Source organism: Alteribacillus bidgolensis (assembly GCF_002886255.1).
Taxonomy (GTDB): Bacteria; Bacillota; Bacilli; order Bacillales; family Marinococcaceae; genus Alteribacillus; species Alteribacillus bidgolensis.
This window is the reverse complement of the sequence record NZ_KZ614149.1, coordinates 2603999-2617090: the sequence shown is the minus strand read 5'-3', so window position 1 is coordinate 2617090 and position 13092 is coordinate 2603999. Positions and strand designations below refer to the sequence as shown.

Sequence of the window (13092 nt, the reverse complement as noted above, 5' to 3'; positions counted from 1 at the left end):
TCCGGTTCGTTAATATAACGATGGCAATACCACCAAGTATTACTAGGCAAAATCCAATCTTTTTCATGTATAATAAAGCAATGGAGGTGCTATAAATGATTTGGTTATTTATTATTATGGTCCTTGTTATTATTGGATATAAAGCTTATGAAAATACAAAGCAAGTGGTAATCAATAAAGTAGAATTAAATCAGGATGAAAAGACTGCGGATTCCTCCGTTACTGTACTCCATCTTTCTGATATGCACTTGGAAAACATCTCCATCACACCGGAACAGCTTTATGAAAAATTAAAACAGGAATCAATTGATATTATTGCGATAACTGGGGATTTTCTAGATCGAAAACGTACGATACCGAAGCTTGTCCCATATTTGGACGCTCTAAATAAACTGAACCCCCGTTATGGCATGTATGCCGTTTTTGGAAATCATGATTATGTCCTAAAAGATAATGATTTTGCTGCTTTAAAGAATATATTAGAACAGAATGGTTGTAAGACCCTGCAAAATGAGCAGTGTTTGCTTAATATAGAAGGACATCCCGTCAACATTATAGGGATTGATGATTACAGTACGAACCGAAGTGACCTTGAATCTTCTTATCAGTATGTAAAATCGGGTTACAATCTAGTGTTAACACATGATCCCAATGTTGTTTTAGACATGAAGCATTGCAGTTTTGACTACCTTCTTTCCGGCCATTTTCACGGAGGACAATTTTTGTACCCGAAACCTTATCATCTTGTTAAGATGGGTAAGCTTGCTCGAATGAAAATGATTAAAGGGCTTCACTGTTACGAGGACAAGTCTTTTTATATTAGTGAAGGTTTAGGACAAACAGGGTTGAATGCCCGAATCGGATCGCGTCCTGAAATTACGCTTCATACCTTGTCTGTCGGTAAGGAAATGGCAAATGCGAAAATAAGCTAAAAGAGCCGCTCCGTTTTGGGCAGCTCTTTTTTCTTATCTTTTACCATGTGCAGTACTAGTAGAGAGGCTTTGCTGGATGACTTGCCGAGACTGCGTTTTTATACAGATTGCCAAAAGCTTTTCTTTCGACATAAAAATATATTTAGGTTGTTTCTTTTTTATGGAAGAAAACGTTGCTGTTGGCGAAGATAACATGCTTATCGATAAAGACGGCAGAAACTTAAACCATTTATAAAATGGATTAGTTATATCAATCGAATCAAAACCAAGCCTGGTACAGCCTTTATTTAAAATAGTAATACCCATAATTCCTTTTATTTGTTCCTTCTTTTCAAGTTTTTGGATATAAGCGGCAAGGCCGGGAAGCGATTGTTGAACCATTTTATAAACAAAAAAAGCCTTATGGATGTCGGTTTGCAGCGTGTCCATTTCATTAATTAAACGAATATTATGCAAGTGAATTTTTAAAAGGGTATCGTTTTTATTGATAATCGTCCCATCCGATAGGGTAACAGCAGAACCCTTATAAGAAGTGAGCCTTACCCTGAAGATGTTTTTAAACAGATCATTGGAATCATAAAGGTTGGTGAGACGGGTTAATTTAAAATAATATGGATCCAAAACAGTCCAAGTATACACTAAAAATTTTCTCATTGGAGTTTCATTCCCTCAATTAATATGACACTACATAGTGTACAAATTTCATCTAATAATATTTATGGTAATAAGAGGGGAAAAATTCTTACTGATAAAGTAAACAAAATCGGTTAAAAATATAGATGCGGGATTATTTCTTATCCCACACTTTTATGAAGAGAAGGGGAATATGGGATGAATAATTTTCGTTGGTTAGCACCTTTTATGGGGCGAAGGCGAAGATTTACGGGCTGGAACCGAAGAAACAACCGCGGTGGAATGGGCATGGGCATGTTATTGACGTTACTCGGAATTGGGGCAGGTGCTGCATGGGCTGGTATTGCTCAAAATAATAATAATGGAAGACAGCCTGTTAGAAACATGCTTTCTAACGCGCAGCGCGCGATGCCTAATACCGAAACAGCATTTTCTGAAGAATTAACACCAGATGATTCCAACTTCAGAAACCAGGCAGATTAATGGTGATGGGAGATGGGGCAAATCCCCGTCTCCTTTTGCTTTTATACTTTTTGTCTGTAAGCCAGAAAGCGAACGGCGCGAAAGAAGTAATCAAACGTTTGATTAAGAGTTCTGTTCCCTTACACAATATGCGAAAAAGATGCTATGCTGGAATATAGAGCCGTTTTTGAATAGATACTGATGCAGGAGGAGTATAACACATGCAAACCGCCATTAATGCTGCCATAGAAGCAGGAAAAGAAATCATGAAGATTTATCAAACAGATTTTAACGTAGCGTACAAAGAAGATGAGTCTCCGCTTACAATAGCGGATGAACGTGCCCACTACATAATAAAAACAAAACTCGAGCAAAAAGATCCTCACGTCCCCATTTTAAGCGAAGAAGGCAATCACCTTTCGTATGATAAACGAGCTTCCTGGAAAACATTCTGGCTCGTCGATCCGCTCGATGGAACGAAGGAATTTATAAAGAAAAACGGAGAATTTACTGTGAATATTGCTCTTATTGAAGGAGAAACCCCTATATTTGGTGTGATATATGCCCCAGCAATGGATGTGTTATATGCAGGGGACAAAGAAAAAGGTGCTGTAAAAATAGAAAAAGCAAGCCAGAATAAAAATTGGGATACGCTTTTTGAGCATGGTACAGCTTTACCGCTTTCAACGCAGAAAGATCAAAAAGTAAGCGTCGTTGCCAGCCGCTCTCATATGTCCGAAGAAACGAAGCAATTTATACAAAAGCTGGAGAAGGAATATGATGAGGTCGAGACCATTTCTGCCGGAAGTTCGCTGAAGCTTTGTTTAGTGGCAGAAGGAAAAGCAGACTTTTATCCCCGTTATGCACCAACCATGGAATGGGATACAGGAGCCGGCCACGCCATTGTTGAAGCAGCTGGTGGAATTGTCACAAATGTGGAAGAAAAAAAGCCGCTTGTTTATAATAAAAAAGAATTGAAAAATCCTTGGTTTTTAGCACAGAACAAGAAATAAAACGAGGAATTAAGCCCTTGGTCGTCAGAAATGATACCAAGGCTAATTTTTTTGAATTAGAGAGGGACAGAGCTGAATTTAATTAAATCGGATTGGCGGATAATTGGGATCCTCGCTCATAAAAAATTTGAAAAAGCCTAAGAGAAAGATGTGGGGTCAGGCACCAAGCAGACTTTAGTTGAAACAAGCGAAGAGGGCATAAATCAACGAGAAGAGCTCATAATACTTGCAAAGTGGCTCATAAAGACAACAAAGGAAAGCAAAGTCTTAAAATAGATAAACGTAAATCAACAAAAAGGAAAGAAACGTGATTCATGGTGGGATCATCGGAACAGAGGGGCGAAAAAATAGAACAGGTTATAAACATAGTCGAAGGTATGAGAAAAGGCAGAAAAGCTATACGGGGCCAGACCCCAAAAGTAAATGCAAATATAACGCCCTATATTGTTTATATGTTACTAAAAATGAAACATAAATAACTAAAATCAGACCATTTACGTTGCAAACATGTACATAAACCAAGAAGAGCTGCCAAAATGTAACCAGGAGATGACAAAATACAAAAAACCTCGAGCGTTATCTATAACGGCCCGAGGGATACATAAGAGTAAGAGAGGGAGGATGCTTTATTTAAACAGACGCTGCAGAGTTGTTACGGCTTCTTTTGCATCATCACCAACAGCTTTTAACGTTATATTTTCAGAAGGCACTAAAAAGGCACTGATGCTGATTAAGCTCTTGCAGTTGACTACTTTGTTGTTTGTTTCAAGCACAATGTAGCTTTGAAATTGATTGGCTTGCTGCACAAGATTAATCATTTGATGAGATCCGTTTCGGTCGATGTGAAAAGATTCTTTGACTTCCATTTTCACATTCTCCTTTCCAAATTAAAATTAATGTACCACCAAACCAAGAAAAGGAACTAAAATTGAAAGAAACACAGCAGATGTACACATCGCTACACTTCCCATGGACCCTTCTTCTTCGCCCCATTGCAGGGCTCGGTTAACACCCAGTGCTTGAGCAGATGCTCCTAATGCCATCCCCTTTGCAACCTTGCTTTTAATTCCAGCCATTTGTAAGATTTTCGGACCAAGCATTAAGGAAAACAGAGCTGAGCTCAGCGCAAATAACACGGTTAAAGAAGGGATACCTCCCAACATGTCGGTAACTGATAAAGCAACAGGTATGGTTACAGATTTTGAAATGAGAGAAAGGAGAATTTTATCCTGGAACAACAGCCATTTCGCCAACACCAATCCGGATAAAATACCGCCGGCACTGCCTAACATCACCCCCAAACAGATTTTTTTTGCATGTTTTTTCAATACCAATATTTGTTTATATAAAGGAACAGCTAGTGATATCGTAGCAATACCGAGCAAAAAGGAGAACACATCCGTTATTTGTAAATAAGACTCGTAGTTTACGGAAGGGACGAAGACAAGAACTAGCACTAAAAAGATGGTTGCAGTGTAAAGAGGATTCAGCCAAGGTTTATGATACCGTCGAAACACTTTTAAACCGACTGCATAACTGGTCACAGTCAACAAAGTGCTAAACACCAGGTTAGTCACCATCTTCTTTCTTCCTCCTTGTTTTTAACCATTCATAGCCTTGAACAGGTATACGCGGTACCAAGCAGTACAATTAAGCTTGTAATTACTAACACGAACAACAATTTCCATCCCTGTACTCGAAAAATATCCAGAGAAAGAAATACACCGACGATAAAGGGGATAAACAAAAGAGTCATATGTTTTAAATGAAGTTGTGCCACTTTTTCTACCCATTGCAGTTTAAAAAGGCCGCTTAACAGAAGAACAAAGAGCAGCATCATTCCAATGATGCTTCCTGGCAATGGAAGATGAAAGATGTTGGAAAGACTGGATCCAATAAAGTAAATACCTAAAAGAATCAACCATTGTGTAATCTTTTCGAGCATGGAATACTAACCACCTCTACAAGGTAAACATTCCATTTATCTTTTGTAAGGTTAGTATATAAAAGGGAAAAAAATATTTCCGCAATGTTGTTAGATAATTTTCCAGATAATTTCCTTTATCGGCGATGTTTTTGTCAGATTTCCTTTCAATCGACTAGAAAGCGGAATAACTTTTGTTTTTTACGTTCAGTTATTACTCTAACGAAGGAATATGAAGGGGGCATAAAGGAGAGTTTAATCTTTATTAGGATCATGTAATTTATGTCAATTTATATATATTAAGGAATATATGTATTAAACAGTCATACATCATTAAATGATTTTTCTGTTTCCTAAGCAGATGAAGAAGAGTTGAAACGAAGATCGTTTACAAGATATGTATCAAAATATGCTGTTCCAAGCGGAACAGCATTTAGGAATCAATTTTTTAACTCTTTTATAAGTGCATTCCTGGTGTAAAAGATTACATTCACTTCATGGAGCTTTCTAACTTGCAGAAAGCATGTACGGCAAGCAGATTGAAGGAGGGCTCTAGCGTGCTCGATCACTCCGTTTATATAAGTGCCACTCGTACGGTAACGCCAATTAAGGGGGCTGAAAACAAATGCTTTATTTAAATGGTTTGTTAGAGGATAGCAGTCCTTTAGCTCAGGGAAATGTTATTACTTTGTCCGGCGATGAAGACGATTGGAACACATCAATAAAAAGAAAATATTAATGATAATGATTTTTCTTGATTTTATCACTCTAACATCATTCGTTTTGCTTCAAAATATAAGGCTTGAATAAATTTTTTAATATTAATTCGTGTTGAAGTGTACAATGGTTTTGATTCATTTTTTAACTCGGTCATCTTTTTACGAACAATAGTAAAGTCAAAAAAATGGGAAGCATACTTTTCAAATTTTATATTTGAAAAGTCCGTAAGTCCTAGAGAGGCTAAGTGCGTCAATGACTGATAAACAGTTCTTCGAACACGTTGTTTAGAAGCTTTTGCTTCCCTTCTTGCATCCGCTTCGTCTGCTGCAGCTCCAAGCTTTTTATTTGCCAAATAATCATAAATGTTATTAAGAGAGGGGAATCCGTGTTCAAACGTATACTTCTTCTCATAGTTAAATAAGAAAACTAATATCTCCATTAAATCTTTGCTGCCATTTTCTCCGGAAATACCTAATTCTGATATCAGGAACTCCCCATAATACTTGATATTATATTCATTAAAAGACGTCTTCTTTTGATTTAATCCAGTATCCATTTGAAGTACATTATTTAATGATTTTTGAATGTCACTTATAGATTTTTCTAAGCTAGTATGTTTCATTACTTTTTGGATAACTGCTAAAACTTCGATTTTATTTATTGGTTTTATTATGTAGTGTTCAACCTCAAGCAAATAAGCTTCACTAATAAGCTCTTTTGATTCTATTTGAGAAATCATAATAATTTTACCCTTAAAAGTAGGTTTAATCGTTTGAATTGTTTCAAGTCCATCACGATTAGGCATTAATAAATCAATCAATAAAATATCGACCTTATTCAAATTTAATGTTTCTCCATCTAATGATGCTCCATCATCAGATTCCCCAACAACTTGCCCTAAACTTTCATCCTCAATAATTTGAGCTAGTATGGAACGAACCGTTTCATCATCATCTGTTATATAAAAATTCATGAAAATCCCCCTTTTCAACTAAATTCTTAACTGGCAAACAAATTGTAAAAACTGTCCTTTTTTTACTTGAGTCACTTTGGAAGGTAACAATTCCATTGAGTTTTGTGATCATATCTTTTACAAAGGTTAAACCAATACCTGTCGAGGGAACACCCATACTATCAAATTTAGAAGTGAAACCAGGTTTGAATATTAATTCCCTATATTTTTCTGGAATACCAGGTCCGTCATCTTCAATCCGAAAGTCAACAGAATTCTGCTGATAACTTACCTCTATTTTGATCGTTCCCCTATCTTGAATAGCTTCCACAGCGTTTGCGACTAAATTATTGATAATCGATAGAATGATATTAATATGGTAGTGTGGATGCTCCCCTTTAATGGTATAGCTAAAATGAATATCTTTTTTTAATAAACGAGCATACTTTTCATTAGCTTGAACAATTATTTTAATTAGTTCGGTAATATTTATGTAGTCTGTAAAGCCTTCATTTGAAATAAGTGTTAACAATCCGGCAAAAATTCTTTGATTATCTTTTTTAATGTCGTGTACTTCACCAGCAATTTCTAGCAATTGTGGACGGACTTTTTTAAGGAGTCTGCTGTTTGCATTATGATTCTGATTTAATCCTCTATATAGTTCGTAAGCTTTTTTTGTGATGGCTTCAGAATTTTGAAGTGTCTTTTTCAAGTGAATCGTTTCTTCATATAAATTAGAGACGTGTAATAACATATGTTCATTTCGCTTCCGAACTTCTATTTCCCGTGATTGTACTTCATATAGTTTCATCATACTAAAGACACCTAATACTATAAAACTGTGAGAAAGAGCAATGAGAACCAATTTAGACAACGAGATTGAGGTAATGGAGAATCCAAATATTATATATTGTATAAGCAACTCTGCACAGTCGGACAATATTTCAATAATTATTCCAAGTAAGCCAATGATTAAGAATCGATGATGGAAACGATTAACCTTTGCCAAATAAAAAAGGCAAGTATAGGTGAAGTAAAAGAAAAAAGTTGGAAAATGTGTTTCGAACGAATGTAACCAGCTAAATTCAGCGTGCATAAAGAAATCTAATAGAACACGAAAAAATACAACAAGTACAGCTATTAAAAAACCTGGAATAATTGTAGTTTTTCTTAAAAATAGCAGGAATAAGAAAAGAGCTGGTGGTCCTAAGCTAACTCGAAATGTTTCATTAACAGGGTAAAAGCTTATTTCACCTGCTAATGGAACAAAAAATATCATGAATATAATAATAGTTCGGTCTTTTCTTAAAGGATTAATGTTCAACAGTGCCACTCCAATTTACAAATATTAAGGTTAGTTTATATAATAGGTTATTTTTATTCAATGACTATAGACTATTTAAAATATTGAACAAAATTTTCGAACTATTTTTATGATTTGTGTGTAGTTTTCTGTTTCTTTTTGTAGCTTAGATTATAAACTAAATTATGTTGTTAGGCACACTAATGGCAGCGTTTTCAAATATGATTGTGCGCCAATTTGCGAATGAAGGATAGGGCTCATAACAGCATCAAATAGGGGGTATACCGACAAGAAAAAGTTATGCGTAAGGTGTACACGTTATAAAGATGCTGGTTTCGCTTATTAAAAAAATAAAGAGGTGATCATTGTGGTAGAAAGTTTGATTGATTGGGGTAATACAATTCTATGGTCCTATGTTTTAATCGCTTTACTTGTTGGTTTAGGAATTTATTTTACTTTTCGAACAAAATTTGTTCAGGTGACGAATCTAATAGAAATGTTTCGTTTAATGAAGGAGAGTCCTGCTACTAGTAATGGAAATAAACAAATCTCATCATTTGGAGCTTTTTGTATTAGTGCAGCATCAAGAATCGGTACAGGCAATCTAGCTGGTGTAGCCATTGCGATTACATTAGGTGGGCCAGGTGCTGTATTCTGGATGTGGGTTGTCGCAATCTTCAGTGCAGTATTATGTTTTATTGAAAGTACGTTAGCTCAAGTCTATAAAGTGAAAGAGACAAACGGATTCAAAGGTGGGCCGGCATACTATATGGAAAAAGCGATTGGTGCAAGGTGGATGGGCGTTATGTTTGCACTTTTTATCACTTTCTGTTTTGGACTGGCTTTCAATTCCGTTCAAGCAAATACCATTACTGTCGCATTTGAGGAAGCATTAGGTACGAATCGTCTTGTAATCGGTATGGTTTTAACTGCATTTGTGGGATTCGTTATTTTTGGCGGTGTTAAACGTATTGCTAAAGTGTCTCAGGTAATTGTACCTGTCTTAGCTTTATTATATTTAATATTGGTTGCATTTATAGTAATTGTAAACATTGGTGAACTTCCAAGGGTCATTGGTCTTATCGTAACCAGCGCATTTGGTTTAAATGAAGCGGTTGCTGGCGGGATTGGTGTAGCAATCATGAATGGTGTAAAACGTGGATTATTCTCTAATGAAGCTGGTATGGGTAGTGCACCTGTTGCAGCTGCAACAGCGGATGTAAGTCACCCAGCTAAACAGGGATTTGTTCAAACGTTAGGTGCTTTTGTTGATACATTATTAATTTGTAGTGCAACAGCGTTTATTATTTTATTGTCTGGAATTCCTGGAGAAGGAATAGGCGGTATACAGCTTACTCAGAGTGCACTAGCCAGCCACGTCGGTCCATGGGCAAATATTTTTGTCGCCATCGCGATCCTATTATTTTGTTTTAGCTCGATCATTGGAAATTATTACTACGGCGAATCCAACATCGGATTTATTAACAAAAACAAAGCATTGATCTTTGTTTTCCGTCTAGCTGTGTTAGGGATGCTTCTTTTTGGTTCAGTATCAAGCATGAGCATGGTTTGGAATGTAGCAGACTTATTTATGGCACTTATGGCAATTACCAACTTAATCGCACTTGCTTTAATTGGGAAAATCGCAATAGCCGTATTAAAAGATTACTTGAAACAGAAAAAACAGGGAAAAGAGCCTGTTTTTTATGCTAGTAACATTAAAGGACTCAAAAATGTAGAATGCTGGAAAGAAGAAAAGATAAAGAAGCGTAAAGAAGCGTAAAAGAAAGCACACACCCATTCTATAATGATCATTTGAACCGTTCATAAAAAGACGTTTTTTTGAGTTTAGTAAAAACATCAATAGGCAGAGATGGTTTGTTTCTTTTCATAGGATAAAAAAATGGAAACGCTTACGAGGAGGAGGCAAATGTATCAGCAGGAGATAAAAAAAATAAATGTAAAAAATGACCCCAGAGAGGCTAAATACCTTGACGAATGGGTTATGAAATACCGTTTGCTTGGCATGAAAGGCCGATGTGCTGACTATATACCTGCTTTAGGGGAGTCAAATCTATCGGATTTAGGAGTTTACATAATTAGTTCGGATGGAGGAGAGATCAAGTCAGGAGATTGGGAAATCCCTTTTACTTTGCAGAGTATCTCAAAAGTGATTAGTTTTATTGCAGCATGTTTAGGCCGTGGAATTTCTTATGTATTAGAACGTGTTGATGTAGAACCAACAGGGGATGCATTTAACTCTATCGTTCGATTAGAAATGCATACACCAGGTAAACCATTTAATCCAATGATTAATGCTGGAGCGATTACAGTTGCGTCTCTTCAATATGGGGAATCACCAGAGCAAAAGTTAGAATCGATATATGCAATTATAGAAAAAATGGTTGGAAAACGACCAACAGTTAATGAAAAAGTATTTCAGTCTGAGTGGAAAACGGCAAATCGAAATAGAGCTTTAGCTTATTATTTGAAAGAAAATGGATTTTTAGAATCAGGGGTAGAGGAGGCGTTAGAAGTTTACTTAAAACAATGTTCAATCGAAGTAAATACAAAAGATATTGCACGAATTGGTTTAATTCTATCACAAAATGGATACGACCCAATCCGCAAGAGGCAAGTCTTTCCTAAAGAAATAGCTAAGCTTATCAAAGGTTTAATGCTGACTTGCGGGATGTATAATGCTTCAGGGAAATTTGCAGCATTTGTTGGAATACCAGCAAAAAGCGGAGTATCAGGTGGAATTATGGCATCAGTACCAGCTAGATACCCACAAGAATTACCTTGTCAAATGGGATGTGGTATTGGTATTTATGGACCTGCTATAGATGAACATGGCAATAGTATTGCAGGTGTCGAGCTTTTAAAACACCTTGCTAAGGTGTGGGACTTTAATAGTTTTTAATGATTTCAATTAACTGAGGCATTTCGTTTGTATACAATCATTAAACATTTATGTACTGATGATTAAAACTATAAGGGTGGAATGAACCATGAGTATAACAAAGGAGTTAAATGACCTTCAATCCCAAAGCAATGAAAATAGAAAAGCATCAAGTCTGTTTAAATCTACACAGAGCGTGGTTCATGAAGCTCTAAATAAATTAGGCTATTCAGATGATATGTTTGAGCTTCTTAAAGAACCAATAAGAATGCTTACGGTACATATTCCAGTTCGTATGGATGATGGAAAAGTGAAAATATTTACGGGTTATCGTGCACAACACAATGATGCAGTGGGTCCAACAAAAGGCGGGGTACGATTCCACCCGGATGTAAACGAAGAAGAAGTGAAAGCATTATCTCTTTGGATGAGTTAAAAGTGCGGCATTGCCGATCTCCCTTATGGAGTTGGAAAAGGCGGAATTATTTGTGAACCTCAAAACATGTCTTTTCGTGAACTTGAAAGGTTAAGCCGGGGGTATGTTCGAGCGATAAGTCAAGTGGTTGGTCCAACAAAAAGACATTCCAGCACCAGATGTATTTACAAATTCACAAATTATGGCTTGGATGATGGACGAATACAGCTGTATTCTAGAATTTGATTTAGATAAAAAAAAGCGCCATTCTTAAAATAAAGAAAGGCGTTTTTTAAATCCGAGTTTCCCTTTATTTCATTCCAGCTAACCCAAAGTGCTGTTTAGCTAGATCGTTGAATTGTTTATGATCAATTTTTTCTTTGCTATATTTTCCGTTTATCCATTGGGTAAGGGAGGTGTCGGTCAGAGTGATCGTCCCATCGTCAGTAAATTTAGTTACTAAAGAATTTTTGTTAAAAGGAGAGGCATCATCTTCTATAAGAATGGTTTGTATCTCATTAAAATCTGCTACATTCTTAACAGGACGTTTTGAATCGAACGTATACCCTATTCTCCAGTCTTTATCCTTATGGGCAAGTTTTAGTTCTAGAACATAGTTTCCATGGTCGTTATCAGATTGTTTGATCCGAAATTCTCCATTAGAAGATGTGATAACCTCACCATTTAACGGAACAGGTTTTAATGGTAAATTGCTGCCAAATCCAGTATCAACAAGATACGTTTGCTCATCGTGACGTAAAAGAACAGCAACATGGGTGCTACCAAGGGTTAACCATTCTTTCTTATCGTTATTGTAGACCACTCCACGAACTAACTCAGCGTTAAAGCCGTTTTCTACGAAGAAAAAATAGAGAAGTGCATTTAATTCATAACAAAGCCCCCCTTCCTGTTTGACTAGCATTTTGTCTATTACATTCTCTTTTGTGATCGAACGTGTTTTATTTTCTATGATGCGTAAATTTTCAAAAGGGATGGCTTTTGCCGTTTTCAAAAGAACATTAGGTAAATGTTGAAACGTAATGGTTTCTTCTGCAGGGATACCTATTCTGTTACGAAATAATTGGTTCATGTTTGAAACCCCCCATTCATTTATCGCTTTTAATACAAATGTACATGAAAATAACATGAATGATAAACATTTTGACTTTTGTTGTGAAAAGTAGCTGGCCATGAAGGTTTCCACTGGACTTCCAGTGATTGTTGATCCTTTAAACCTTTAGAAGCGGTTATTAAACATACGGAAAGCAATTATGGTTTTTTCTCTAAAGGTCATGTTTGGGGAGTCATACAAATACCGTTTGACTCGCACTGTTGATACGGAAAAGCTTGCTGATGTTCTTAACGAAGAGGAAGAAGAGATTGTTTCTTTTCATTTACGAAAAGAAAGTAATGACATGGGGAGCTTGTGGTTCCAACTGCTTCTGTTGAACGTATTCGCGAACATCCTGGAAACGATTGGATTGTTAACCTTGCAGGTTGTTCAAGCCAGTGGCGGCCGTGTCGTCGTGCTTGGTACATCTAAAGATGAAGGTAGATTAAAACTTGTGGCTGAACTAGGAGCGAAAGAGACAATTATAGTCAATGACATAAAAAACGGGGAAAAAATAGAAAGTATGAAGGGAACATATGATGTAGCTTTTGAGTGTTCAGGAGCTTCTCCTTCTGCTGATAATTGCTTGCATTTATTGAAAAAAAACAGGACTGTATGTCTAGGTTGGCTTGTTTGGACAAAACATTTTGCCATCCTTTTTTATACCCTTTTTCAAACGCGGCATCGGCCGTGAATTCCTCTACCTCTTTCACCGCGTTGACCAC

13 protein-coding genes and 1 pseudogene are annotated in these 13092 nt (G+C 36.4%); 7 read left to right on the top strand and 7 right to left on the bottom strand.

Going from position 1 to position 13092, the window contains the following annotated elements; translation table 11 throughout:
- Positions 1–95: 95 nt before the first annotated feature.
- Positions 96–932: a metallophosphoesterase gene (locus CEF16_RS13040; RefSeq protein WP_091583778.1), complete on the top strand. Its 837-nt coding sequence runs from the start codon at positions 96–98 to the stop codon at positions 930–932.
- Positions 933–965: 33 nt separating this feature from the next.
- Here the strand turns inward: CEF16_RS13040 and CEF16_RS13035 are convergent, their stop codons facing one another.
- Entirely contained in the window at positions 966–1586 is a 621-nt protein-coding gene (locus tag CEF16_RS13035; protein WP_091583781.1) for a YkoP family protein, read from the bottom strand.
- Positions 1587–1763: 177 nt separating this feature from the next.
- Here CEF16_RS13035 and CEF16_RS13030 point away from each other — a divergent pair, with 177 nt between their 5' ends.
- Together CEF16_RS13030 and cysQ are read left to right on the top strand one after the other, a co-directional pair.
- Positions 1764–2048 carry a hypothetical protein gene (locus CEF16_RS13030; protein ID WP_091583783.1) on the top strand — a complete coding sequence of 95 codons (285 nt, stop codon included), beginning with the start codon at positions 1764–1766 and terminating at the stop codon, positions 2046–2048.
- Between the two features lie 200 nt (positions 2049–2248).
- Complete coding sequence (cysQ, locus tag CEF16_RS13025) at positions 2249–3040, top strand: 3'(2'),5'-bisphosphate nucleotidase CysQ (RefSeq protein ID WP_091583786.1); 792 nt, start codon at positions 2249–2251, stop codon at positions 3038–3040.
- Positions 3041–3666: 626 nt separating this feature from the next.
- Here the strand turns inward: cysQ and CEF16_RS13020 are convergent.
- The 5 genes from CEF16_RS13020 to CEF16_RS13000 form a co-directional block, all read right to left on the bottom strand.
- A complete protein-coding gene (locus tag CEF16_RS13020) occupies positions 3667–3906 on the bottom strand; it encodes an HPr family phosphocarrier protein (RefSeq protein WP_091583787.1) in 240 nt (79 codons plus the stop codon).
- Positions 3907–3933: 27 nt separating this feature from the next.
- Entirely contained in the window at positions 3934–4620 is a 687-nt protein-coding gene (locus CEF16_RS13015) for an LrgB family protein (RefSeq protein ID WP_091583790.1), read from the bottom strand.
- A 29-nt stretch (positions 4621–4649) separates the two neighbouring features.
- Positions 4650–4985, bottom strand: coding sequence for a CidA/LrgA family protein (locus CEF16_RS13010; RefSeq protein WP_102776563.1), 336 nt, complete (start codon positions 4983–4985; stop codon positions 4650–4652).
- Positions 4986–5727: 742 nt separating this feature from the next.
- Positions 5728–6657, bottom strand: a complete 930-nt coding sequence (locus tag CEF16_RS13005; RefSeq protein ID WP_091583792.1) for a response regulator — start codon at positions 6655–6657, stop codon at positions 5728–5730.
- Positions 6635–7969, bottom strand: a complete 1335-nt coding sequence (locus tag CEF16_RS13000) for a sensor histidine kinase (RefSeq protein ID WP_175488347.1) — start codon at positions 7967–7969, stop codon at positions 6635–6637. The genes CEF16_RS13005 and CEF16_RS13000 overlap by 23 nt, the downstream gene beginning before the upstream one ends.
- A gap of 331 nt (positions 7970–8300) precedes the next feature.
- On the opposite strand from CEF16_RS13000, the gene CEF16_RS12995 reads away from it, so the two are divergent.
- The 3 genes and pseudogenes from CEF16_RS12995 to CEF16_RS12985 form a co-directional block, all read left to right on the top strand.
- Positions 8301–9722, top strand: a complete 1422-nt coding sequence (locus tag CEF16_RS12995; RefSeq protein ID WP_091584080.1) for an alanine/glycine:cation symporter family protein — start codon at positions 8301–8303, stop codon at positions 9720–9722.
- Positions 9723–9869: 147 nt separating this feature from the next.
- Positions 9870–10862, top strand: a complete 993-nt coding sequence (locus CEF16_RS12990; protein WP_091583795.1) for a glutaminase — start codon at positions 9870–9872, stop codon at positions 10860–10862.
- A gap of 88 nt (positions 10863–10950) precedes the next feature.
- A pseudogene (locus CEF16_RS12985) lies at positions 10951–11503 on the top strand (Glu/Leu/Phe/Val family dehydrogenase); the annotation flags it as partial.
- Between the two features lie 63 nt (positions 11504–11566).
- On the opposite strand, the gene CEF16_RS12980 reads toward CEF16_RS12985, so the two are convergent.
- Positions 11567–12346 (bottom strand): arylamine N-acetyltransferase family protein, encoded by a 780-nt coding sequence (locus tag CEF16_RS12980; RefSeq protein WP_245917859.1) that lies wholly within the window; start codon positions 12344–12346, stop codon positions 11567–11569.
- Between the two features lie 229 nt (positions 12347–12575).
- Here CEF16_RS12980 and CEF16_RS12975 point away from each other — a divergent pair, with 229 nt between their 5' ends.
- Positions 12576–13061, top strand: coding sequence for a zinc-binding dehydrogenase (locus CEF16_RS12975; RefSeq protein WP_170031918.1), 486 nt, complete (start codon positions 12576–12578; stop codon positions 13059–13061).
- Positions 13062–13092: the final 31 nt, after the last annotated feature.